The organism is Streptomyces sp. NPDC044064 (genome assembly GCF_056434245.1).
The window spans coordinates 30893-53554 of record NZ_JBWKFN010000008.1 but is presented as its reverse complement, the minus strand read 5'-3'; the positions used below and the strand labels follow the sequence as shown (position 1 = coordinate 53554).

Annotated in this window: 27 protein-coding genes and 3 pseudogenes; 15 read left to right on the top strand and 15 right to left on the bottom strand. The window is 68.8% G+C overall.

Annotated elements, in window-relative coordinates; translation table 11 throughout:
- The first annotated feature begins 162 nt into the window (after window positions 1-162).
- The 3 genes from AC07DS_RS15030 to AC07DS_RS15020 all read left to right on the top strand — a co-directional run bounded on the left by AC07DS_RS15030 (window position 163) and on the right by AC07DS_RS15020 (window position 1353).
- Entirely contained in the window at window positions 163-450 is a 288-nt protein-coding gene (locus AC07DS_RS15030; RefSeq protein WP_479145803.1) for an SHOCT domain-containing protein, read from the top strand.
- Between the two features lie 16 nt (window positions 451-466).
- Complete coding sequence (locus tag AC07DS_RS15025) at window positions 467-961, top strand: CBS domain-containing protein (protein WP_479145410.1); 495 nt, start codon at window positions 467-469, stop codon at window positions 959-961.
- A gap of 98 nt (window positions 962-1059) precedes the next feature.
- Window positions 1060-1353 carry a hypothetical protein gene (locus tag AC07DS_RS15020; RefSeq protein ID WP_145885667.1) on the top strand — a complete coding sequence of 98 codons (294 nt, stop codon included), beginning with the start codon at window positions 1060-1062 and terminating at the stop codon, window positions 1351-1353.
- Between the two features lie 25 nt (window positions 1354-1378).
- Here the strand turns inward: AC07DS_RS15020 and AC07DS_RS15015 are convergent, their stop codons facing one another.
- Entirely contained in the window at window positions 1379-2437 is a 1059-nt protein-coding gene (locus AC07DS_RS15015; RefSeq protein ID WP_479145801.1) for a GlxA family transcriptional regulator, read from the bottom strand.
- 139 nt (window positions 2438-2576) lie between these two features.
- Here AC07DS_RS15015 and AC07DS_RS15010 point away from each other — a divergent pair, with 139 nt between their 5' ends.
- Together AC07DS_RS15010 and AC07DS_RS15005 are read left to right on the top strand one after the other, a co-directional pair.
- Window positions 2577-3500 carry an NADP-dependent oxidoreductase gene (locus AC07DS_RS15010; RefSeq protein WP_479145407.1) on the top strand — a complete coding sequence of 308 codons (924 nt, stop codon included), beginning with the start codon at window positions 2577-2579 and terminating at the stop codon, window positions 3498-3500.
- Window positions 3501-3700: 200 nt separating this feature from the next.
- On the top strand, window positions 3701-4885 hold the full coding sequence (locus AC07DS_RS15005) for a phosphatidylinositol-specific phospholipase C domain-containing protein (RefSeq protein ID WP_479145405.1): 1185 nt from the start codon (window positions 3701-3703) through the stop codon (window positions 4883-4885).
- 319 nt (window positions 4886-5204) lie between these two features.
- Here the strand turns inward: AC07DS_RS15005 and AC07DS_RS15000 are convergent, their stop codons facing one another.
- The gene (locus AC07DS_RS15000) at window positions 5205-5543 is read right to left on the bottom strand and encodes a hypothetical protein (RefSeq protein WP_479145403.1); all 339 of its coding nucleotides are present in this window, start codon (window positions 5541-5543) and stop codon (window positions 5205-5207) included.
- 554 nt (window positions 5544-6097) lie between these two features.
- On the opposite strand from AC07DS_RS15000, the gene AC07DS_RS14995 reads away from it, so the two are divergent.
- Window positions 6098-6889 (top strand): hypothetical protein, encoded by a 792-nt coding sequence (locus tag AC07DS_RS14995; protein ID WP_479145402.1) that lies wholly within the window; start codon window positions 6098-6100, stop codon window positions 6887-6889.
- 269 nt (window positions 6890-7158) lie between these two features.
- Here AC07DS_RS14995 and AC07DS_RS14990 read toward each other — a convergent pair.
- The 3 genes and pseudogenes from AC07DS_RS14990 to AC07DS_RS14980 all read right to left on the bottom strand — a co-directional run.
- Window positions 7159-7368: pseudogene (locus AC07DS_RS14990) on the bottom strand (VOC family protein); the annotation flags it as partial.
- Window positions 7369-7411: 43 nt separating this feature from the next.
- Entirely contained in the window at window positions 7412-7912 is a 501-nt protein-coding gene (locus AC07DS_RS14985; protein ID WP_479145400.1) for a GNAT family N-acetyltransferase, read from the bottom strand.
- 99 nt (window positions 7913-8011) lie between these two features.
- On the bottom strand, window positions 8012-8890 hold the full coding sequence (locus AC07DS_RS14980) for a GNAT family N-acetyltransferase (protein WP_479145398.1): 879 nt from the start codon (window positions 8888-8890) through the stop codon (window positions 8012-8014).
- A 334-nt stretch (window positions 8891-9224) separates the two neighbouring features.
- Here AC07DS_RS14980 and AC07DS_RS14975 point away from each other — a divergent pair, with 334 nt between their 5' ends.
- Both AC07DS_RS14975 and AC07DS_RS14970 read left to right on the top strand, forming a co-directional pair.
- Entirely contained in the window at window positions 9225-10337 is a 1113-nt protein-coding gene (locus AC07DS_RS14975) for an ABC transporter substrate-binding protein (RefSeq protein ID WP_479145396.1), read from the top strand.
- 179 nt (window positions 10338-10516) lie between these two features.
- Entirely contained in the window at window positions 10517-11299 is a 783-nt protein-coding gene (locus AC07DS_RS14970) for a DUF899 family protein (protein ID WP_479145391.1), read from the top strand.
- A gap of 120 nt (window positions 11300-11419) precedes the next feature.
- Here AC07DS_RS14970 and AC07DS_RS14965 read toward each other — a convergent pair whose 3' ends face one another.
- The gene (locus tag AC07DS_RS14965; protein WP_479145389.1) at window positions 11420-12262 is read right to left on the bottom strand and encodes a hypothetical protein; all 843 of its coding nucleotides are present in this window, start codon (window positions 12260-12262) and stop codon (window positions 11420-11422) included.
- Window positions 12263-12565: 303 nt separating this feature from the next.
- Here AC07DS_RS14965 and AC07DS_RS14960 point away from each other — a divergent pair, with 303 nt between their 5' ends.
- Window positions 12566-13225: a TOPRIM nucleotidyl transferase/hydrolase domain-containing protein gene (locus AC07DS_RS14960; protein ID WP_479145387.1), complete on the top strand. Its 660-nt coding sequence runs from the start codon at window positions 12566-12568 to the stop codon at window positions 13223-13225.
- Window positions 13226-13716: 491 nt separating this feature from the next.
- On the opposite strand, the gene AC07DS_RS14955 is transcribed toward AC07DS_RS14960, so the two are convergent.
- The 3 genes and pseudogenes from AC07DS_RS14955 to AC07DS_RS14945 all read right to left on the bottom strand — a co-directional run bounded on the left by AC07DS_RS14955 (window position 13717) and on the right by AC07DS_RS14945 (window position 14974).
- Window positions 13717-14133, bottom strand: coding sequence for an arsenate reductase ArsC (locus AC07DS_RS14955; RefSeq protein WP_479145385.1), 417 nt, complete (start codon window positions 14131-14133; stop codon window positions 13717-13719).
- Between the two features lie 27 nt (window positions 14134-14160).
- Window positions 14161-14421 (bottom strand): annotated as a pseudogene (locus tag AC07DS_RS14950) (antitoxin); the annotation flags it as partial.
- A 172-nt stretch (window positions 14422-14593) separates the two neighbouring features.
- A complete protein-coding gene (locus AC07DS_RS14945; protein WP_479145383.1) occupies window positions 14594-14974 on the bottom strand; it encodes an ArsR/SmtB family transcription factor in 381 nt (126 codons plus the stop codon).
- Window positions 14975-15053: 79 nt separating this feature from the next.
- Here AC07DS_RS14945 and AC07DS_RS14940 point away from each other — a divergent pair, with 79 nt between their 5' ends.
- Window positions 15054-15524: an ArsI/CadI family heavy metal resistance metalloenzyme gene (locus AC07DS_RS14940; RefSeq protein ID WP_479145382.1), complete on the top strand. Its 471-nt coding sequence runs from the start codon at window positions 15054-15056 to the stop codon at window positions 15522-15524.
- A gap of 135 nt (window positions 15525-15659) precedes the next feature.
- Here AC07DS_RS14940 and AC07DS_RS14935 read toward each other — a convergent pair whose 3' ends face one another.
- Entirely contained in the window at window positions 15660-16319 is a 660-nt protein-coding gene (locus tag AC07DS_RS14935; protein ID WP_479145380.1) for an NADPH-dependent FMN reductase, read from the bottom strand.
- Window positions 16320-16540: 221 nt separating this feature from the next.
- Here AC07DS_RS14935 and AC07DS_RS14930 point away from each other — a divergent pair, with 221 nt between their 5' ends.
- From AC07DS_RS14930 to AC07DS_RS14920, 3 genes are all read left to right on the top strand, one after another.
- Complete coding sequence (locus AC07DS_RS14930; protein ID WP_479145379.1) at window positions 16541-16987, top strand: hypothetical protein; 447 nt, start codon at window positions 16541-16543, stop codon at window positions 16985-16987.
- A 101-nt stretch (window positions 16988-17088) separates the two neighbouring features.
- Window positions 17089-17442: a hypothetical protein gene (locus AC07DS_RS14925; RefSeq protein ID WP_479145377.1), complete on the top strand. Its 354-nt coding sequence runs from the start codon at window positions 17089-17091 to the stop codon at window positions 17440-17442.
- A gap of 68 nt (window positions 17443-17510) precedes the next feature.
- Window positions 17511-18032 carry a hypothetical protein gene (locus tag AC07DS_RS14920; RefSeq protein ID WP_479145375.1) on the top strand — a complete coding sequence of 174 codons (522 nt, stop codon included), beginning with the start codon at window positions 17511-17513 and terminating at the stop codon, window positions 18030-18032.
- A 161-nt stretch (window positions 18033-18193) separates the two neighbouring features.
- Here AC07DS_RS14920 and AC07DS_RS14915 read toward each other — a convergent pair.
- The 4 genes and pseudogenes from AC07DS_RS14915 to AC07DS_RS14900 form a co-directional block, all read right to left on the bottom strand.
- Window positions 18194-18497, bottom strand: a pseudogene (locus tag AC07DS_RS14915) (transposase family protein); the annotation flags it as partial.
- An 82-nt stretch (window positions 18498-18579) separates the two neighbouring features.
- Window positions 18580-19104 (bottom strand): VOC family protein, encoded by a 525-nt coding sequence (locus AC07DS_RS14910; RefSeq protein ID WP_479145374.1) that lies wholly within the window; start codon window positions 19102-19104, stop codon window positions 18580-18582.
- Between the two features lie 74 nt (window positions 19105-19178).
- Window positions 19179-20093 (bottom strand): IS982 family transposase, encoded by a 915-nt coding sequence (locus AC07DS_RS14905; protein ID WP_479145372.1) that lies wholly within the window; start codon window positions 20091-20093, stop codon window positions 19179-19181.
- A 54-nt stretch (window positions 20094-20147) separates the two neighbouring features.
- Window positions 20148-20696: an N-acetyltransferase family protein gene (locus tag AC07DS_RS14900; RefSeq protein WP_479145370.1), complete on the bottom strand. Its 549-nt coding sequence runs from the start codon at window positions 20694-20696 to the stop codon at window positions 20148-20150.
- 181 nt (window positions 20697-20877) lie between these two features.
- Here AC07DS_RS14900 and AC07DS_RS14895 point away from each other — a divergent pair, with 181 nt between their 5' ends.
- Window positions 20878-21198, top strand: coding sequence for a hypothetical protein (locus tag AC07DS_RS14895; protein WP_479145368.1), 321 nt, complete (start codon window positions 20878-20880; stop codon window positions 21196-21198).
- A 222-nt stretch (window positions 21199-21420) separates the two neighbouring features.
- A complete protein-coding gene (locus AC07DS_RS14890) occupies window positions 21421-21774 on the top strand; it encodes a VOC family protein (RefSeq protein ID WP_479145366.1) in 354 nt (117 codons plus the stop codon).
- 137 nt (window positions 21775-21911) lie between these two features.
- On the opposite strand, the gene AC07DS_RS14885 is transcribed toward AC07DS_RS14890, so the two are convergent.
- Window positions 21912-22469, bottom strand: a complete 558-nt coding sequence (locus AC07DS_RS14885; protein WP_479145364.1) for a hypothetical protein — start codon at window positions 22467-22469, stop codon at window positions 21912-21914.
- Between the last annotated feature and the right edge of the window lie 193 nt (window positions 22470-22662).

Below are 22662 nucleotides of genomic sequence, written 5' to 3'. Positions count from 1 at the left end.
CTGCCGTCGCCCCGAGGCGGATGGGGGCTCAACGGCCCCTCGCGTTGGCCTCACCGGCCCATGACGTGGTGCGCGGCCCGGGCGAGCGTGTGGAACAGAGGCTTCGAGAGCCGCAGGCACCGAGCCAATACGCCCGGGGCCTCGAGGAGGTGAGTCACCGTGATGATCTGGTACGACCACGGTGTCGGCGGATGGGGCTGGTTCACCATGTCCGTCGGCATGATCTTCTTCTGGGCCCTGATCGTCACTCTCGGCGTCGTCCTGTACCGCGCCTTGGCGATGCCGGGAGGGAGCAGGGACCGCGCCGACACCCAATCGCTCGGGCCCACCCCCGAGCAGCTCCTTGCCGAACGCTTCGCCCGAGGCGAGATGGACGAGGACGAGTACCACCGTCGGTTGACCGTCCTGCGGGAAACCGCTCGGGAGGCTCCTCGGCTCGGCCGGCGCTGAGCGGGAGGAGACAGCCGTGGACGAGAGGCTTTCCGTGGGCGCCCTGATGGGCGAGGCGCCGTACTCGATCAGCGAGGACGAGACCCTCCTGCTGGCCTGGGAGGTCATGGAACGATCCGGGCAGCGGCACCTGCCGGTGGTGCGCCGGGACGGCTGCTGCGCCGGTGTGCTGGACCGTGCCGAGCTCGCCGTCGCGTGCGCGGACCCCGCGGCGACACTGTCCCGCAGAAAGGTGCGCGACCTCGTGCGCGGGCGCCGCACGGTCACGGTGCATCCGGAGGAGTCGACGCTCCACGCGGCAGCCGTGATGGCGGAGGAGGACATGGACGCGCTGCCGGTCACCGACACGCACGGACGACTGACCGGCCTGCTCACGGCCCGGGACTACGTGGCCTCGGCCGCAGGTCTGCAAGGTCGCGCCAGGCGGGTCGGCCAGGGCCCGGCACGGGCCACCCTGCCCGGGCTGCCGCCTCGCCGCGAGGCGGGGGAGCACGGGATCGTGCTTCCGTAGAGGGGACGAGTGGCCCGGTCCCTGGACTACGCCAGGCCGTGGCACGGAGCGGTTGGGCTCAGGTGTGAGCCGCGTATCCAGGAAGGAAGGCTGACGTCATGGTCTGGGCATCGTGGACCACCCCCGGGGTCTTCAGCGGCCGGGGCGGCGCATGTACCGACGAGGCGGGGGTCGTGACCGGCGACCTGACCGTCCACACCACCTGGGACGGCAACGAAGCCGACGTGACCGTCCAGTACACCGGCACCTCCGAATGGTTCACTCTCACGGGAAGCCCTGCGCCCTGTCATTCGGAGCGGGAGAGCCGGAATCTGCATCAGGCGGTGGTGGCGGCCGTCAGAGCAGGTGGCGGAGTCACCATTGAACAAGGTCACGTCAGGGAGACAGCCTGATACGGCGGCGACGGACCTGGCTCGGTCACCGGGCAGCCGACGTGTTGCCGAGCACGGGTGCCGGCTCCGGATCGTTGGCATTGAAGGTGCGGCGATAAGCGGCGGGTGAGACCCCGAAAGCCGTTCTCATGTGCGCGCGCAGGGAGTTGGCCGTGCCGAAGCCGGCCCGGTGCGCGACGAGGTCGATCGGCAGGTCGGTGGTTTCCAGCAGTTGTCTGGCCAGTTCCAGGCGTTGTGCGGTGAGCCATTGCACCGGAGTCATGCCGACCTCGTCGCGGAACCGGCGCGTGAAGGTGCGCAGGCTCATCCGGGCGTGTTCGGCGAGCTGGCCGAGAGTCAGCGGTTCGTCGAGGTGTTCCAGGGCCCAGGCGCGGGTGGTGGTCGTACTGGCGGTGGTGGGTTCGGGCACCGGGCGGTCGATGTACTGAGCTTGTCCGCCGTCCCGCCAGGGAGGTACGACACACATGCGGGCGGCCCGGTTGGCAGCCGCTGCGCCGTGGTCGCGGCGGATCATGTGCAGGCACAGGTCGACTCCGGCGGCGACTCCGGCGGAGGTGAGAACGTCGCCGTCGTCGACGAAGAGGACGTCCTCGTCGACTTTGACGTTCGGGAAGGCGCGGCGGAACTCGGGGGCCAGGTTCCAGTGGGTCGTGGCCGGCCGGCCGTCGAGCAGCCCGGCTGCGGCGAGCACGTAGGACCCGGTGCAGATGGACACGAGCCGGGTGCCGGGGCGGATGCCGGCGATGGCGGCGGTGACGTCGGGGGGCAGGGGGCCGCCCCGGCCCAGTTCGGGCATCGCGTGGGTGGGCGGCAGGATCACGGTGTCCGCGGCGGCCAGGGCCTCGGGTCCGGCGGCGGGCTGCACGGTGAAGCCTGCGTCGCTGAGCACGGGGGCGCCGTCGGCGGTGCAGACGGTGACGTCGTAGAGCGGGCGGCCCTCGGCGTCCTCCACGCTGCCGAACACACGGGAGGGGATGCCGAGCTCGAAGGGCGGGACGCCGGGCAGGGCCAGGACGGCGATCCGGTGCCGCCGGGGCGTCTCCTTCGCCGGCTTCCGCTCGTTCTCCATGATCGGGCCCTGCATCTCGCTCATGGCCAAATCCTGTCACATAGTGGCCAGGCGGCCAACACCATGGCGGGCCGGGGTGCCGGATCGTGGACTGCGTCGCGCCGGGGACGTCCCGGCGACGAGCTGATCGAGACGAAAGAGCGAGGCGGACGGCATGCGTGCGGTGGTCGTGGAGCAGTGGGGCGGAGCCGAGAACCTGGTCGAGCGCGAGGTCGAGCGCCCCGAGCCGGGACTGGGTGAGGTTCTGGTCCGGGTGCACGCGGCCGGGGTGAACCCGGTGGACTGGAAGACCCGTGCCAGCGGAGCCCTGATCGAGTGGGGTGCCGTGCCGGTGGTGGGCTGGGACGTGTCCGGCACGGTGGAGGCCGTCGGCCCCGGCGTGGGGGTGTTCCAGGTCGGTGACGAGGTCTTCGGGATGCCGCTGTTCCCGCGCCAGGCGGGCGGCTACGCCGAGTACGTGGTGGCGCCGGCCCGGCATCTCGCCCCGAAGCCGGCGGGCCTGTCCCACGTGGAGGCGGCGGCGCTGCCGCTCGCCGCGCTGACTGCCTGGCAGGCCCTCGTCGACGCGGCCCACGTGCGTCCCGGCGAGCGGGTGCTGGTGCACGCCGCGGCGGGCGGGGTGGGCCACCTCGCGGTGCAGATCGCCAAGGCCCGGGGCGCGTACGTGATCGGCACGGCCAGCGCCGCGAAGCACGACCTGGTGCGACAGTTGGGCGCGGACGAGGTGGTCGACTACCGGTCGGTCCGGTTCGAGGACGTCGTGGACGACATCGACGTAGTGCTGGACGGGCTCGGCGGCGAGACGGCCGAGCGCTCCCTGAAGGTGCTCAGGCCCGGCGGCCGGCTGATCACCCTGCCCGGCCCGGACGACGTGCCCGCCGTCCATGACGGGGTGCGGGCGACGTGGGTCCTGGTCGAGCCGGACCACCTGGGCCTGCGCGAGATCGCCGCTCTGGTGGAGCGGGGCGCGCTGAGGCCGGTGGTCGAGACGGTCCTGCCGCTGGAGGAGGCCGCGAAGGCCCACGAGATCGGCGAGCTGGGCCGTACGACCGGCAAGATCGTCCTTACGGTGGCCTGATCCGGTCGGACCCGTCCGGTCCGGCGGGGGGCGTGGGCGCGCGGGACACAAGCGACCGCGCTCCCACGACACTGCGCTTCCCCGGCCCCGCCGCCGCGTCCCACGGCAGTTTGTGACAACGGCTGTCTGGGCAATGCACCGGCCGCCCTCTACCCTCTGTGCCCGACCTCGGCCTCTTCCCCCAAGGAGGGCGTACGAAGATGAGACGTGGAACGGACGGCACGGGCTTACGGCGTTCGGCGGCCGGTCTGGTCGCTCTGATACTCGCCGTCGCGGCCCTGGTGACCGGCAGCGGCCCTGCACAGGCGGCCCCGGCCGGCCGGGCCTCGGCCGCGACGGTGGACCTGTCGCGCTGGATGGGCGACATGCACGACTATCTCGACAACCAGCCGCTCAACCGGATCGCGATGCCCGGCAGCCACGACTCCGGCAGCTGGAGCATCCCCGCCGACCCCGCCCTGTGCACCAGCGGCTGGTCCTACAACGTCGCCAAGCTCGACGCGCGGCTGGCCGCCAGCATCTCGCGGGCCCAGAGCGACAGCCTCACCGGCCAGCTCGACGAGGGCGCCCGCTACCTCGACCTGCGGCTGTGCTTCGAGGGCGGACAGTGGAGGACCTTCCACGGCGCTCCGATGGGAGGACCGTTCTTCGACGATGCCTCGGGCGAGGCGGCCTCCCTCAAGCGTTGGATCGACGAGCACCCTTCGGAAGTCGTCGTCATCAGTGTGTCGGCCGCCGTTCCTGCGGGCACCGGCGCCGCGGAGCCCGTGTCCAGGCTGCGGGACCTGTTCGGTTCCCGTGCCGCCCTGCGGACCGAGCTGTCCCCGACCTCCACCTACGGTGACTTCATGAAGGCCAGGAAGAACGTCGTGCTCGTCGACTCCTCCGCGGGGGTCGACCAGCCCTGGGCCTGGCACGCGGACAGCGTCTCCGACCGCGGCAGCTACCCGGCGGGAGACCCGTCCTGGTGGGAGATCCTCAAGGCCTTCTTCAACGGAAGCCCGCCGCAGCAGATCTACGACCAGACGCTGTCCCTCAACCGGGCGGCCCTCGCCCGCGACCCCGGGACGGACGCCGGCCGGTTCTTCGTGCTGTCGAGCATCGTCCAGCCGGATCTGCAGATACCCCAGCTGTTCCTGATCCGGTTGCTCTCGCCGTTCTTTCCGGCGTCCGTCCGGGACAACTACCTCATGTACCTCGCCAGTGGTCTGAACCCCCAGCTGGTCACCAAGCTGAGGACGGACTGGCGGGCGCCCGAACTGGCCCGCAACATGAACATCGTGTCGATCGACGACCTGGGCCACCGGCCGCAGGGCGACCTCCAGCGCGCCGTCATCGACATCAACACGCTTCCGGGCCGGACTGCTGCCATGCCCACCGGATAGTCCGTGCTCTCCTGCCCTGGCATTCTCAGCGGCTTCCTGGCCGGTTACCGGCTCGGGGGCGGCTTTGCCGACATCGCCCGGAAGGCCGAAGGCCGGAGCCCGAGTGGCGGTACGGCGGCTGCTTTCGGACAGTAGGAACCATGAACCGTCACCGACGCCCACGCCGTCGGGCCCCGTGGATCGCGGGCGGTGCCGCCGTGCTCGTCCTCGGCGGATTCGGCGCCTGGGCGTTGGTGACGCAGGACCATGGCACGCACCGCCCACCGCCGACGGGCATGACCCAGCCCACGCCGACACGTACGGCGACGCAGACGCCGACTCACACGCCTACGGCTACGCCTACGCCTACGCCCACGGCGACTCCCCGGCCCCGGCAGTCGGCGACGCCGCCCAGCCAGCCCCCGCCGACGCCGGGCACAACGACAGCCGCCCCGCCGCCCCCGCCGAAGCCGGAGGCGACACGGAGGCAGCCATCGGCCCCCAGGCCCTCGGTGACGACGGCACCGAAGTCCACACCGGCGTCACCACCGTCATCGCCGCCGCCCCCGTCAGTACAGCCATCACCTCCCTCACGGCCATCGTCCTCGGCACCGCCGTCCCCCTCGGCGTCCTCGTCGCCTCCGTCACGGCTGACATCGACGTCGACACGGTGGTACACGAGTCCGGTGGCAACCGCTGCTGCTCAGCGCATGGCTGCCGCCCATGTGGTCGGCGACCCCGCCTGCTCACTGTCGGCCGTAGGCCAGCCAGATCCGGCGTTGCTCCCAGCAGGCCTCACAGCGGTGGGCACAGGGCAGGCCGGCACCTACTGGTGCCTGATCTGGTAGCACCGGGGGCTGGGGCTGGGGGGTACCGCGCCGGCCATCGCGACGGGGGCTAGCAGGAGCGTCTGATCGCCACAGATGGGCCGACGGCCGTGTCCGCGAGGCGTCTCGTTCCCTGACAGCCGCTCAGCTCCTTGCGCGATCGCCCGCTGCCGAATGGGCGACGATAAATCAGATAATCATCATCCGAATCTGTTTCGGCATAACTCCCCTTCCTCACATGGAATTTGAAGCGCATTCAGCGGTGCGGGCGAGTGCCCCCCGATCCCTCATTCGGCCCCCTGAGGTCATTTTCCCGATATGTGCGATAGGGCGGCCATGGAGATAGTGAGTGCGTTGAGTCCGTGCCGACTGCCCCGGCCGACCCTTCTCAGACGGGAGAAGTTGCATGCGCAAGACCCGGTCCACCGCTGTCACCGCGGCCGCCGTGGCCCTGGCCGCGGGCGGCATCACCTACGCCTCGGCCTATTCCGGGCCGACAACCCATGCGCCGGCGGCCCACACGCCCGCGGCCCATGCGCCGGCCGCCCAGCAGCCGGATACCCCCACCGATTCTTTCCGCGGCACTGGCACTGGCGCGGGTACCGACACCGACACCGACACGGGTGCCAGCGGCGTTCCCGGCCCTGACACCGGTACTGCTGGCGCTCCCGGCGCCGTCGCCGGCGGTGGCACCGGCACCGGCTCCGGAAACGTCGGCGGCAACGGCGTCATCGGTGGCAACGGCGTCATCGGCGGCTCCGGCGTCATCGGCGGCTCTGGTGTCATTGGTGGTACCGGTGTCGTCGGCGGCACCAGCGCCGGAAAGGGCAATGAGGGTGTCGTCGGCGTCGGGGGAGTTGTCGGCAATGTGGGTAACTTCGGCCACAAGAACGAGGGCAACCGGGGTCACGAGGAGGAGGAAGAAGGCCGGATCCAGATCAACGAGCGGACGTACAGCAGCCACCCGGGTGACTGCATCACCGTGGTCCTCCTGAACGCCACGTCCTTGAACATCCGCAATGACAGCCGTCGTGCCATCGACGTGTTCGACGGACCCGTCTGCGACAGCGGTGCTCCCCTCGCCACGGTAGGCCCCCACGACGACGCCTTCGGCGTGACACCCACCGGTACCTTGGCCAGCTTCTGGGTGATCGACGAGCGTCGGCGCGACCGTGATCATGATCGGGACGACTGGTGAGCCGGCAGCGGGGACCGAACGAGGCTCAGAAAGCCTGCGGAGCGGAGTAGGTCCAACTCGGCGGCCGTTGCTCGAACGTGGTGCACCGTCCGCCGTGCCTGCTCGTCCCGGTCGCCGGCTGTGCGTTGCACGGATTCGTCCCCGGGATGCGAGGCGTCCGTATTCACCACGCCACAGCCCCAGCCGCGGCGCACGTACGCCTGGGTGTACGCCCCTCTCGCCGACCGCCTGTTCGGTCGAGGCAGAACTCGTTGCCCTCGATGTCCTGCATCAGGAGGCACGCGATTCTTGACGACCTTCCCCTCGGGAACGCGCTGGAAGAACAGTCGCGGGCCCACACCTGAGGGATCACTGCAGGCGAACCATGAACCCCGATCCTCAGGAGGCCGGGAGCGGTCGAAATCGTCCCAAGTGTCGAACCCCTTCGGCGGAGAGACGACGTACCCCAACACTTCGCACCAAAGACGAGCGACGCGGTCCTGACCACCACGTCGGGCGCGTCCCTTGAGTCCGCGTCACGGTCTACGGCTGGAGCACCAGGTCGCGCCGGTACCACGTGCCGTCCTTACCACCGAGGTCAATCGGTTCGGCCGGGCCAACCGGAACGAACCCGGCCTTGGCGAGCACCCTCTGGGACGCTGCGTTGCCGTGGGAGGTGGCCGCCCGCAGTGTGCGCAGCCCGTGCCGCGCCGCCGCCAGCCGGCACAGCTCCCGGACGGTCGCGGTCGCCACACCGCGGCCGGCGACATGCTGCGCGACCCTGTAGCCGAGGTCAGCAGTGCCGTCCTCGAAGTCGTACAGGTTGAACCGGCCCAGAACCGAGCCATCGTCGGCGACGAGTACGTAGAAGGCGCTGGTGCCGGCCTCTTGCTCAGCCAGCAAAGCGCTGTACCGGTCGGTGAACTGGTCGAAGAACTCGTCACCGCGGTCGGAGACCGAGGCGGCGAAGTAGGCGCGGTTCGCAAGCTCGAAGGCCAGGACCGCGGCGGCATCGCCGGCTTGCAGTCGCTTCAGCTCAGGCACCGCCCGACTGTACCCGGACGGCGCGCCGAGGCCACCTGAGTTTCCGCCACCGGCAGCCGGCCCCAAGAGCAGGACGCACAATGCTCCACGGCTGAAGTGCTAACCGGCTTCAGGTGCGTTGCCGGAGAGTCTGTACCCGGTGAAGTAGGTGACCGGGACGTATCCGATGCGCTGGTAGAGGGCATTGCTGGTGGTGTTGGCCGGGTTCGTGAACAGGACGACGTCCGACGCGCCGGCGGCCAGCGCGGCCCGGGTCACCTCGACCGTCACGGCACCCGCGTAGCCGCGACCCCGGAGGTGGGCCGGAGTGTAGACGGGGTCCACCCGGATCATGCCGCCGACCATCGAAGTCGAGCCTGCCATGGAGACGGGAGTGCCGTCCGGAGTCTCCCAGAACGTGAAGTGCTTGTCGGCGAAGCGTGACTTGGCCCAGGATTCGGTGTCCAGGGTGGGGGCTTCTCCGACGTCGGCGGCGAACTCGTTGCACCAGTGGATGAGTTGCTCATGGTCCTGCTCGCCCAGGACGCGACCCCGGCCGTCCGGGCGCGGCTCCGGCGGGGTGAGCGTGCCCAGTCGGTAGAGACGTCCCCGCCAGTCGCGTACCGGCGCCGTTCCGGTGTGCCGCGCCCATGCCTCGGCGAATGCCGTGGCGGTGTCGTGGTCCGCGGTGACGCCGGAGAAGGAGTGACCCAGGTCGGCCAGATGGGCGGCGAGGGCGTCGGCCCGCTCGGGGGAGAGGGCGGTGAGGGTCAGGCGCCGGGTCGCAAGGCGGTAGAAGATGGCGCGCACCTCGCCCGACTGCTCGAGGTGGCCGAAGACCGTGGCCTCGGCGCCGTATGCGTCCGCCCCACGCCTTTGCAGTCTTTCGATCACCGTCAGCGGCGTGTTGTGCAGGGCGGGGCGCGAACGCAGGAACTCTCCGGCTCGGGCGAGAAAGTCGTCGATGTCTTCGGTGAGGTGCCAGTCATCCGGGCGCATGCTTCATGATCCCTGATGCACTCGACTCGGGGAAGCGCGTTCCCGGGAATGAGCCGATCGCCAAGACGGCGGCCCCTGACCTACCGCCGCGGCGGGGCCCGGACGTCTGCCGGCACCAACCCCGCCGCCCGAGACACCGCCAGCACCTCCGAGCGCTGGTCAGGAGGAGACAGAAAATCGGTTGCCTGATGGCGACGGTGGTGGATGCAATGTCCGGCATGGTCACCCAGGTGCGCCCGCCGCGGCGAGATGAGACGACCGCGTGCCACCGGGCCCTGCCACCTTGCGATTTGGGCCAACTGCGTCCGAATCGCCACATGGGAGAAGCCCACGCATGAATACGCCACCCTCGCCACCTGGGGCGGAGCGGACTGACGGCTCACCTGTCCGGATCGGCGCTCTCGTTCCGCTCACCCGGCCTGGCTGGGTCGAGGCAGGCCGACACCTGCTCGCCGGACTCGAGCTGGCCGTGCACGAAGTCAACGACGCCGGCGGGATCGCCGGAAGGCCACTCGAGCTGGTGGTACGAGACACCGCGGCTGATCCGCAGAGGGCCGCTGCGGCCGTGGACGAACTGGCTGGCCTGGGCGTGGCTGCTTTGGCGGGGGAGTACCACAGCGTCGTCGCTCGTGCCGCTGCCGCCAGGGCCGACGCCCTCGGCCTGCCCTTCCTCTGCTCGTCAGCGGTTCTCGACGCGCTCACCGAACAGCCGACGGAATGGGTCGCGCGCCTCGCCCCGGCGCAGTCCCACGGCTGGCAGATCTATGCGGACTTCCTCCTCGGGGCGGGCCACAGCCGAATCGCCGTAGCAACCCAGCCGAGTGTCTACTGGGCATCCGGAACCCGCATTCTGCGGGACCACCTCACTCCACGCGGCGGCACCGTCATCGAACTCGACGTGCCCGCGCTCGACCCCACGACCTTGTGCGACGAACTCGTCGAGAATCGCGCAACAGCCCTCCTGCTGCTGGTCGGGCACCCGGAGCCGGCCATGCCGATCGTCAAGGCCGTCCGCCACGACGAGCGTCTTGCCGAGATCATGATCGGCGCTCCGGCCGGGCAACCGGAGTTCGCGGAATGGTCGACGTTGCTGGGCGCCGACGGCGCCGCGATCCCGTTCTTGCGCTACCTGCCCGAGCGCCTCAGCCCACTCGGTGTACGAGTCGAGACGGCCCTCCGTGAGCGGCTGGCCGAAGCGCCCTCCTTCGTCGCCCTCGAGGGCTACGACACGGTTGCCCTCCTCGCCGATGTGCTGCGTTCTCACGGGACGGACCGGGCGCGCACCGCCGAATCCTGGTCGCGCGTCGCATTCGAGGGCACCCGCGGGAAGATCCAGTTCTCCCGCACGCCAGGCATCAGCGTCTCGCAATGGGCTTGGCCGCCGGTCCAAGTCGTCGACCGAGATCCGGCGGAACCCGATCGCTTTCGAATCCTTCACACCGGCTGAGACGACGCGGCGGCCGGACTGGGAGCGTGTCCGTGCACTCGTCAGCCCCATGGGGCCCGTGCCGGCCAAGCCGAGTGCCCCCTGACGCGATGAGTTCCGGCCGGGCCACGAGTCTCTTGTGGTGACCGTCGTAGGACGGCGTACGGCGCTGCCCTGCACCAGACACCACGGAGGACACCATGACGACCACGCCGAGTGACCAGACCACCGCGCTGCCCGGACGCCCGCCCGTCGTCGACCTGGCCACCTGGCAGGCCGCCCGTGACGAGCTCCTGGTCCGCGAGAAGGCTTACACCCACGAGGGCGACGCCCTAGCCGCGGCCCGCCGCCGACTGCCGATGGTGGAGTTCGACGGAAGGGCCGAAGTCGTCGGACCCGACGGCCCGGTCCCGTTCCTGGACCTGTTCCAGGGCCGCGACGAGCTCGTGGTCTACAAGCACATGTGGTACGACGGTGCGCCGCCCCAGGGACAGTGCGAGGGCTGCACCACCACGGCCTGGCACCTGAAGGACGCCGTCTACCTCAACGCCCGCGGCGTCTCGTTCGCCGTCCTGACCACGGGCCAGTGGGACGAGGTCGCCTCCTACGTCGAGTTCATGGGCTACACCCAGCCCTGGTACTCGGTACGCGACGTGGAGGCACCGGTCGGCGGCGACATGGGATTCCTCACCTGCTTCCTGCGCGCCGGCGACCGCGTGTTCCTCACCTACTCCACGACGGGCCGTGGCAACGAGCGGGTCAACGGGTCCCTGGGCCTGCTCGACATGACGCCCTACGGCCGCGGCGAGGCGTGGGAGGACAACCCCGAGGGCCGGCCCGAAGGCGGCAGCCCGTGCTGGTCCTGGCGCTCGGACGCGGACGGGAACGCCACCTGGGGCCCCACCAGCCGCCCCGTACCGCAATGGACCCGCCCCGGCGCGACCCCCGTGGAGACCCTCGGCCGACACGGCCACCATCACTGACGCGCCTTCGCCCACGCCGTTGTTATAGGTGTCGGCGGCGTGCACGACTGGTCGGACGGCACCAGGATCAATGTCAGTGCAGCCGTGCAGCCGTGCAGCCGTGCAGCCGTGCCGTGCCTCCTACGGGTGTTCGCAGAGCTGCAGGAGGCCGCCGAGTGAGAAACACAGGGCGCCGATGAGGGTGCCCCAGTTGGCGATGCCGGCACTGACCAGACCTCCGGTGGCGGGGCGGGTGAAGGCGGCGACCGCCGAGATCATGAACAGGACGGACCCGAACTGGTTCACAGCGACGATCCACCAGCCGAGGCTGTGTGCACGGACGCAGAGCCGGCCGTGGCAGATCTCGACGAAGCCCAGGTGTCCGGAGACCAGGAAGAACACACATCCGACCAGGTCGGGCGCCCAGATCAGCCGGTTGACCTGCTGGACGCTCAGACCCCGCAGGAACGAGTCCAGCAGCGAGACGGCGAAGACGAGGGTGCCCACGAAGAGGACGAACGCGCTCAGCCAGTCCACCCGCATCGGCTCGTAGCTCCACCACCGCCATCGGTGGGTGATCAGTCGGCCTTCGCCACCGGCGACGTGGCGGGGCGAGTTGATCACCTGAAGCAGCGAGACGTAGCCGCCGGTGTTGAAGAACAAGCCGCCCACGAAGTAGATGGAGGCGCACGTGGTGGCGTCGCCCGAGCCGAACTGGGCAACGGCGGCGCCGGCGGCGAAGAGGGCTCCGCCGACGACGAAGGCGAGCGCCGCGATGGCATTGAGTCTGCGCAGCCGACCGATGGCAACGGCATCCGCACTGGTGGGCCGGCTGCCCGCCGCACCGGGCGGACGGACGGTGAGCGTTCCACGCCGACGCGCGCTGCGTGAGTCCCACACCGCGGTGCCGCCGCCGGGAGGATGCCAGGTAAGCCTGGTAGTGAACGGTCCCGCGCCCTCGGCGCGCTGCTGCGGCTGCCCCACGGGCCGAGCCTAGACCGGAGGCAGTGCCGGCAGGTGCGGGAAACGCCGTGCTGCCGGGGCGTGGAAGGCATGCGGGGCAGGTCGGATCGGGCTCGAGGATGGCCGCCGCGGTCAGGGCGCGTTCCTGCCCATGCGCGGGTGCGCACCCTCGAACCAGTTCACTCGAACCTGACTCGAAGCTGACGGTTCACCTGAAGCCGCACCTCCTCCGACCTCCGACGCCCTGACTCGTCGCTCCCCGGAAAAACGTGTGTGCGAACGGGATCTCGGCCGTGCCAGGATGGCGACAGGAAGCGAGGTCTCGTGGACGAGTTGAGGCGATTCCGTCTGGCGCTGACCGCGTGCGCGGCCGGCGGAGCGGAGGCGGATGCGGCTGCCGTGGCGGCACGGAAATTGGCCGACGGTGGAAGTGTGCGGACGATCGTACTCGTCGAGGGGACCAGTGATCAGGCCGCGCTCGAAGCGCTGGCCACCCGCTACGGCCGCGACCTCGACGCAGAGGGAGTCGCGGTGGTTTCGCTGGGCGGTGCGACGAACATCGGGCGTTTCCTCGACGTGTGTGGTCCTCCGGGGCTGGGCCTCCCACTGGCCGGTCTCTACGACATGGCCGAGGAGCGGCACTTCCGGCGTCATCTCGAACGGGTCGGCCTCGGATCCGAGCTCCCGCACGCCGAACTGGAGACAGCAGGGTTCCACGTGTGCGTCGCCGACCTGGAGGACGAGCTGATCCGTGCTGTCGGGGCCGATGACGTGCAGCAGGTGATCGAGGCCCAGGGCGAGATGCGCCCCTTCCGCACCTTCCAGAGCCAGCCGGCGCAGCGGGAACGGCCCGTGGAACACCAACTGCGGCGCTTCATGGGCACACACAGCGGCCGCAAGGCACTCTACGCGCAGGCGCTCGTCGCGCACTTGCACCTCGACTGCGTTCCCCGGCCGCTGGAGCGCCTCCTCACACACGTCTGAAAGAGCATGCCGATCAGGGTCAGGTGTGTTTGAGAACGGCGTTATCGCAGGCCCCGGCCGGAAGGTTGGTTCCAGACGGCGTCAGACCGGCTGACGATCCGGCGAAGTTCGCGAGCGTTTCCAGGTGACATGGCCTGCACCACGGTGTCGAGGAGAGCACGTGCCTCGAAGGGATCACCGCAGCAGTACCAGTGCACGTTCCCCCACTCGTATTCACGCCACAGCTGGCGCTCAGGGCGGTGGACGTAGTCCTTCCACAGGCGTATGGCCGCGCTGACCTCTCCTGGCTGCAGATAGTTGCGACTGCGTTCGAGGCGGAGGATCTCGGCGAGTGCACGCGAGGACAGGCCGTCGATGTCCGGCCTTGCTTCTTGCGTCTGGTGGCGGGGAATCCCGGCCCGGATGCGACCTGGCCGTCTACGCGGCATGGACCTTTCGGTTCGTCGTCATGCCGTACATCGTGCCACGATCTCGAACGGCGTCGATGGGGTTTATTCCGCCGGGCTGATCTCCTCGATCAGCCCGTGGATGCGCTTTTCGATCTCGTCACGGATCGGGCGGACGGCTTCGACGCCCTGTCCGGCCGGGTCGGGGAGCTCCCAGTCGAGGTAGCGCTTTCCGGGGAAGACGGGGCACGTGTCGCCGCAGCCCATCGTGATCACGACGTCGGACGCCTGAACGGCCTCGACCGTCAGCACCTTGGGCACTTCTGCCGAGATGTCGATGCCCGCCTCGGCCATGGCCTCGACGACGGCCGGGTTGACGGTGCCGGCGGGAACGGAACCGGCCGAGCGAACCTGCACACGGTCGCCGGCAAGGTGGGTCAGATAGGCGGCGGCCATCTGTGAGCGTCCGGCGTTGTGGACGCAGACGAACAGCACGGACGGACGTTCGGCGGGAGTGCTCATGGCGGATTTCTTTCTGGGAGCGGCAGTTCAGGGGTGGGCGGGCATGGCGAGTTCGGGTTCGACCGCGGTGGACGGGGGAGCGGTGCGCACCGGCTCCGTACGCCCGAACAGCGCGACGACCAGCCCCAGGCCGAGAGCAGCACCGGCAATCTGTGCGGCGAGGAATGGGCCGACCGAGGCGGGAGCGACGCCGGCGAACGTGTCGGTGAAGGCGCGGCCGATGGTGACGGCCGGGTTGGCGAACGAGGTGGAGGACGTGAACCAGTACGCCGCCCCGATGTAGGACGCGCCGGAATCATCCTGCTGATCTGCCTCGGTCGGTGAACCAGGCCACGAGGGTGAATAGGGGGTTGAAGGGCGCACCGGAGACAGGCGGCCTGTATCCCGGAGCCGACCACCACCGCGACCAGGGCGGCCGAACCGACAGCCTCAGCGAGGGCCCGCCGTGCCAGCGAGGCACTCACGCGTTGGCCTCCGCCGCCCGTGTGGCAGTCAGGAACGCGGAGAGCCGCTCGAACGTGGCCGGCAGTGCCCAGTAATAGACCCACGTGCCGCGACGCTCGCAGTCGATCAGGCCCGCCTGCCGAAGCAGCTTGAGGTGGTGGGAGATCGTCGGCTGGGACAGGTCGAAGGCCGGGGTCAGGTCGCACACGCAGACCTCACCGCCCGCCCGCGAGGCGATCATGGACAGCAGTCGCAGGCGAACCGGGTCTCCCAGGGCCTTGAACGTCTTCGCCAGCTCGGCCGCCTGGTCCTCATCGAGGGGCGCGGTCAGCAGCCCCGGGCAGCAGGCGGCGGACTCGTCGTCCTGCCCGAGCACCACAAGCTCTTGTTTCGACATGCTTCTATGTTGACGTTTTTCGATCCAGCGCACAAGCTTGCATTGAAATACATCAATGCAAGCGGATGGGAGTCATGCCATGTCCCGTGCTCAGCTCGCCCTGCGTGTCAGCGACCTGGAAGCGTCGATCACCTTCTACTCGAAGCTCTTCGGAGCCGAACCGGCCAAGCGGCGCAAGGGCTACGCCAACTTCGCCATCGCCGAGCCCCCGCTCAAGCTCGTACTCATCGAGGGTGAGCCCGGAGAGGAGACCCGCCTCGACCACCTCGGTGTGGAGGTGGATTCCACAGAGAAGGTGAACGCCGCCGCCACCAGGCTCACGGACGCCGGTCTGGCCACCTTCGAGGAGAACGACACGTCCTGCTGCTACGCCCTCCAGGACAAGGTCTGGGTGCACGGCCCGGGCCAGGAGCCGTGGGAGATCTATGTGGTGAAGGCCGATGCGAACACCCTTGGCAGGAGCAGCGCCCCCAACACCGTCGGCGACGACTGCTGCACCAGCCGGACCGACGAGGCCGACCCGGCCGCGACCGGTTGCAGTTGCGGCTAGTCCGACCGGGCGAGACGCGGCGTTCGGCCACGGTCGACGAGGACGCCCTGCGGTCGATTCTGCATCCGCCTCACCAGCTGGTGAATCCCCAGGTCATCGGCTGGCGTCGCCGACGCTCACGGCAGCGTTCCGGCATCACTTCTCGGCCCGCTGGGTGATCGCCGCCTCGGTACGGTCGCCCAGGAACTCGTACCAACGGCGTTCGAGGCAGACGTAGCGCACATCCGCTTCGACGAGGCTGAGGAAACCAGACACGGTCTCGGTGAGACGCTGCTGCAACCCCGGGTCGGACAGCGTTCCGTCCTCGGCGAAGGCCTGGTAGCTGTTGGCCACGCTGAACATGTCCGGGTAGACGCGGGTGCCCAGATGCTCCAGGGGAATCCGCAGGGCCCACAACCCGCGGTTGCCCCCGACCAGCGACGGCGAGGCCGAGACGAGCAGGGCGTGCTTGGTCTTGAACGGCTGCGGCCGGACGCGCGATACCCAGTCGATCGCGTTCTTCAGCACTCCCGGCACGGAGGCGTTGTACTCCGGCGAGGAGATGACGAAGGCGTCGCTCTGCTCAAGCCGGTCGCGTAGGGCGAGTGCACCTTGCGGCAGCCCTTCGTCGGCCTCGATGTCACCGTCGTACAAGGGCATGTCGAAGTCGTGCATGCTGGCGAGGTCGACGGCGGCACCGGTGTCGGAGATGAGCCGGGCCACGAGGGCGGCAAGGCGGGCGTTGGCCGAATCGTTCCGCAGCGCCGCGCCGAAGATGAGGAATCGCAGCGGGCCGGGAAGCGTGTCCGCGGGCATGGGTCCGTCCTTCCGTCGCTGGCAAGCGCCTCCAGGAGGGCGCCCCACCGACCAGTGTGGTTCCCCCGGGGACGCCACGCGACAGGGCTGAGAACCGACAGGCCCGAGCCGGTCAGGACGACGGCCGGGGCCCGCGCCACCGCCTTCCGGGCAGGACCATTCACAGGGGCGCTACCGGTACTGCAGTCGCTACGATCAGCCCATGACGGCACATGAGGCAGATGCCACGTAGACCCCCGCGCGAGCTGAGGACCACCGTGCCCGACAAGCAGGGCGACGGTGCGATGAGCACGCTGCTCATCGGCGCGTGCCCTGGGCCATCAGTGTGTGCTGCCGTGCACACGTACCTCTTCGTCGACGGCCTCGACCTGGTGGCGCGGAGCGACAGCAGGATGGCGGGCCTCGGCCCGGGGCTGCTGCTCCACCCGGGCGGACCGCTCTGTCCAACGGACATGCCGCGCATGGTGGATGTCGCGGCCGAGGAGCAGCCCGACCCAGGGCCGGGCAGGCTGACCATCCGGGTCCGACTCCAGGGCGGGACAGTGATCTGGTCCAACCTGATGTACCCGGGCCTCGACGGCAGAGTCATCGACGAGGTCCGCTTCCGCCTGGAGCAGTACCTGGGCGAGGTCGAGCGAGCATACGCGGCGTTGAAGGACCATCCCTGATCGTCCTTCCACGACCGGCCAACGAATCCCATGTGCAAAAAGAAGCGGCCTCTTCGCCTCTCCGGGGCGCGACGCCGCAGTTCCGGTGGCAGGATCAGGGGGTGTCCGTCATTACCAAGCTGCAGATCAAGCCCGGTCAGAGTGTTGTGGTCCTTGGCAAGCCCAACGACCTCCACCTGGAGATCGAAGCCGAGGGCGACCCGGGTTCGGCCGATGCGGTACTCGCCTTCGTGACCAACGCCGGTGACCTTCTCGGGGCGGATGTACAGGCGGCGCTTGCCGCCGCGCAGCGGGATGCCCTCGCCTGGGTGGCCTACCCGAAGGGCGGAAAGCTCGGAACAGATCTGAACCGCGACACTCTGGCCGCCGCGCTTTCGGAGCGGGGCGTGCGGCCCGTACGGCAGATCGCCATCGACGACACCTGGTCGGCGCTCCGGTTCCGACCCGGCGACTGATCGCGTTCCAGGGCCTGGCCAATGGGGCCGCAGGAGGCGCCGTCTCCGGCTGCCTACGCTGTGACGCTATGGAGAACAAGCTCACCCACGAGGGCAGTGCCTTCATCAATTTTCGGAACTACTCGTTCCAGGATCCGTGGTCGCATGGCTTCAGGTGGGTCGATGTCAAGCGTCTGACGTTCTCTGGAGAGTCCGTCGGTGACAGGGAACTGCTCACGGCACTCATCGGGCATGAACAGTTCCGGGACGACTACGCAGGCGGTGGGGTGCTGCCGGAGGGAACCAGGCACGGCCCGTATTGGCTGAGGATGGTGACTCCTGACGTCTACGAACGCGTCAGCGGGGAGAAGAGCGCGCACATCCTCCGGCAGTGGGCGAACCAGTTCGGGGGCGTGCCCGCCGAGCTGGAGGCGGATCTGCAGCAGGAGGTTTTCGACCGCTTGTCCGCAGCCGATCACATCTACTACCTGAGCGGGCTGGGGGAGGATGCCTTCCATGACTGGGGCGGTGTGCACGACTGCTTCCACGAGTTCGTGCTCATCGACCGTTCGGCCGGGCAGATCTCAGTCCTCGTCGCGGCTGACGACTGAGCCGATCGTCGGAGCCATCCGGAGACGGTCGCCTTCGCCGGCCACTACGCATTCGACGTGCCGGCTGCCTGCCTGCCCCAGGGCAACCTCCGCCTCACCGCCGTCGACGGAGAGGCCGGCGTCGGCTGACGGATCCGGCAGTCACTGAGCCTTTTCCAACCTCACGTTGAGGTGTGGTGGAGGACGAGGACAGCCTTCACGATCTTGGTGATCCGGTTGGTGCTGCAGCGGATCTTGGCGTGGGTGGTGTTGTGGCGCCGCTTCCATGGCTTGAGGCGGATCCCCCGGAACGGGACTCGGACGGACCGGTCGGCGCCCTGGTACCCCTTGTCTGCCCAGCATTTCAATCCAGCGGCAGCAAGCGCGTCGATGATCCCGTGGTTGCGGGGCGGCGGTCAGATCGTGGGTCGAGCCGGGCAGCGCCGCAGGCGCCCAGATCAGACGCCCGAAGGGATCAGCAAGAACCGTCTACCAGGAGCTTCGTTGCGTCTACGCACTGCTGCGGGCCCTCAACTCCCGTCGTCTGCAGCCAGGTCGGAAGTTGATCTCAGTGGCTTGGGCGCTGCGGGGCACTGGCCACCCCTGTCTCCCGACCGCTGAGCGAGGCGTCCAGGGTCTCCTGGGCCGTGCGCATCGCCTCGGCGTACTTCGGCTCGGACATTCGCTGCCAGGCCACGTCCGGTGCGATGTGCTCGACCCGGCTCATCACCCACCAAATGTTGCCGAACGGGTCCCGCACCCTGCCGCCACGATCCCCCCACGCACTGTCAGCAGCCTCGGTGACCACTTGTGCCCCGTGCGCAACAGCAGCGGCCATGGCGGCGTCCGCGTCCGGGACATAGACCCGCAACAGCGAGGGCATCACCGGCCAGTCGGGCCGTCGGTCGAAGGCCAGCACGACCGTGTCGCCGACTCGGATCTCGCCGTGGCCGATGGTGCCATCCTCGACCGGCACCCGTGCAATCTCTTCGCCGTCGAACGCGCCGGTGATGAAGTCGAGCAGTGCGCCGGTGTCGTCGGTGACCACCCACGGTGCAACGCTGGTGTAGCCCTCAGGTGCAGTCTGACCCATCGGTGTCGTCCCCTCCTGTTGTTCCTCGTGATGTGACGACACTACGGATCAACTAGATGATCAATTCCAGGGGTTCAGTGGTCATAGGCGGTGAGTGCTCGCATGGTCGGCTGACCAGTGCGGTCGTTGTGCCAGATCGCCGTGGTGAGCGCGAGGATGCGTTGCAAGACTCGGACGGCAACACCGTTGGGGGTGCGGCCTCGGTGCCGTTCGAGGTCGAGCTGGCCCTTGAAGGTCTCGTTGACCGACTCGATGACCTGTCGCAGTGGCTTGAACAGCTGTGATCCGGCTCGCTGTGGCTCGCCCTTGCGGGCCGGCCGTAGGAGGCGGATGTCCAAGTCGGCGAGTCGCTGTTCGAACTGTCGCCCGAAGTAGTGCTTGTCTCCGATCAGTGTCTGTCCTGGGTGTTCGGTGGTGAGACGGGGTTCAACGGCGAGCAGGTCGAGCAGGGTCTCGCGCTCGTCTGCCTTGGCCCCGGTGAGCGCGAACGCGACCGGCAGGCCGTGAAGGGTGCAGACCAGGTGCAGCCGCAGTCCCCAGAAGTAGCGCGAGTGGCTGGCGCAGTACCCGTACTGGGCCCATCCGGCCAGGTCGGAGCGTTTGACGGTCTCTCGGGAGCGTCCGCATTCGACGGGCGTGGAGTCCGCCACCCACACGTCGTCGCTCCACACAGTGGTATCGCGGGCCAGTATCCGGGTGACCCGGCGGATCAGCTCGGCCGCCTTGCGTAGACGCTTGTTGTAGCCGGGCTGCTGGGGCAGATATGGAAAGAGGTGGCGCAGGTGGGCGCCGGCATGACGCAGCCAGCGGGCCTCGGAGGTGAACCCGAGCATCGCCTGCATCATCGCCAGCGTTACCAGCTCGGCGTCGCTGAGCCGCGGAGCGATACCCACGGCCGGACGCTGCGGGGCGAAATGCGGCGAGTCCTTCAGCAGGTCGTCGGTCTTCACATAGAGTGCGGTCGCGAGGGTGTCCAGGTCGTTCGTCACAGACTGACCTTGGGCGCTCTCGCATCGTGCGCGCAGTCACTGCGAGATCTTCGCTCAGCTGGGCGCCACGGGCTGTTCGAGAAGCTCCTGCGGTCCGTCGAATCCGCAGCGCCGGTACAACGGCGCACTGCGCTCGGAGGGCCACACGATCAATGTATCCAGGCCGTGAGCGCGCGCATAGCCGCTCGCCTCGTCGAGCAGGGCCCTGCCCAGACCGCGATTGCGCTGTTCGGGGACGACGTAGAAGTTGGTCACGTAGCCGAGGGTGTCGGAGCCCGGGTAGGGACTCGGGACCTTCTCCACGAGGCACACGAAGACGTGCCCACAGGGCCGGCCGCCCACTTCCGCAACCCAGACACGCCACGGCCCGGCCATCCGGGAACGCAGCCACCGCGTGCACTCGGCGGTGAACTCCTCTTCTTCCTGCGGAACTTCATCTCCGCCGTCCTCCACCTTGAACCGCCAGCGCATGGCTGCCAGCGCGGGCACGTCATCAGAGCCGGCCTGACGGATAACTACGCCACTCATGGCCACACTCTCGCAGGCCGATCCGCCGGAACGAAACTGCCTATGGCCGTTCAGCGACCCCTTGGAATTGATCATCTAGGACAGCCTTGTTCCTAGATGAACCCGGGATCAGCACGACCCTCGTCAGCCCCTGGTCGTAGCTGTCCTCCTCTCGAGCCCCCGCCGAGGATGAAAAAGGCTCACCACTCGCTTCGCGCATTGTCGAGTTCGACCCACGCGAGGGACGCCCGAAGCGTCGTCGACATAGAGTTGGCCGATGGACATGTCCTCCCGAGAGATCCGCATGCCCCTCGACGAGGTCATCGCAGTTCTGCAGGACCTGAACGAGTTCGTTGTCTCCCTCGACCGACTCGGATCCCGCCAGGCATCCGGAACAGCCGACGAGTACGCCGTGGGCAAATTCATCGCCGACTGGGATGTCGCTCGGCGACTGGCCAACGCCCGACGCGTCATCAGCGTCGCACTGGATGAGCAACTGAGCGAGGAGGAGAACGCCGAGATCGATGCCCTGTGCGACCAGGGTCGCTTCTACGGCGCGGACACCTCCATGAGCCGCTCCATCGACCGGTCAAGCTGAGTGAGTAGGCGCAGCGGACGCCGAGGCGGCGGTGGCTGTACTCGCCCGCCTCACCGCCCCGCTCCCGCCCCGACGCGGGACCGCGGCGCGGACCCGAGCGACAGACCGGGACCGACGCTCTCCGAGGTTCGGCTCGTGCTGCCGGAGCCCGACTGAGCAATCGGGCAGCGGGTGTTGGTGTGGTGCCAGCCGACCCGATCACGGTCCTGGCAAGATAGCCGTATGGAACGTGTGCTTGGAATCGGTGGTTACTTCCTGCGGGCCTCCGACCCGGCGACCCTGAACGCGTGGTATCGCGATTGTCTGGGCCTGGACGCCGATGAGAACGGCCTGTGGCACCAGGGAACCGGACCGACTGTGTTCGCGACGTTCGAATCCGAGACCGACTACTTCGGGACCCGCGACCAGCAGACCATGCTCAACTTCCGGGTCCGTGACCTGGATGCGATGCTCGCGCAACTGCGTGCCAAGGGTGCGGACGTGGCCGAAGAGACGCAGGACATGGACGGTGTCGGCCGGTTCGGCTGGGTCACCGATCCTGAAGGCAATCGGATCGAGCTGTGGCAGCCGGCCTGACCGCGTCTTCGGGCAGTGGGCCAGCCCGCAGAACGAAGAGGCCCTGAACGTCGGCAGGAGTGCCGCGCTCGGGGCTGTCGGCGTCAGGCAGGGGAGCCGCTGACGTACGTCCAGGCTGCCGCACTGATCGCCAAACCCTATGAGAGTGGCTGACCGCCAAGGCCCGTCCGGCCGACTGCGCGAGGCGAGAACGTCATCGGACCTATCCACCCCTGGCGGATGAGAGCGATCTGTGACGGCAGCGGTGACACAGGGTCGAGAGCCCTTCCACGGGACCAGTTCTCGAACAGTCCCTCGGTCGTCTCGACCGCGGACACCACCATGGTCACCTTCAGCTCCCCCTCACTCCAGGTGTTCCACAGAGCCCAGCCCTCAGGCCGAGGCTCGACACCGATTCGCGCGCATACCTCCTCGTACCCTTCCTCCACGCCGGCCGGCATGCACCCAGGCTTCAGCACCGAGGCTCCCACGAGTCGCAGCAGAGGCCGGTCCTCCTCCAGGCAGCCGTCGCCATCGAAGTGGTAGTGACGCAGAGCCCGAGCAAGTGCATTTACGCTGCGCTGGAGCGCTGTCGCGCCTTCCGGATCTTCCTGGTACGAAAGCCAGCCTTCCCTCGATGCTTCCAACTCGACGCGGTTGGCGAGGCGCTCGAACTCCCGGAGGTAGTCCAGGTCGCTGAGCATGGGTGAGGTCATGGCCCGAAGTCTCACACCAGGCCAGTCGGCAGCGACACAGATTATCGATCCTGGCGACGAACCACGCGCAGCGCAGGCTTGCAGTCGCGAGGCGGCCACCCCTGCCTCGATCACGTCCGTGTCTGCCACGGCCGCACAGCCGACGGTGCCGCTTCCCGACACGCCTTGGAAAAAAGTTACGGGCCGCTGTCGA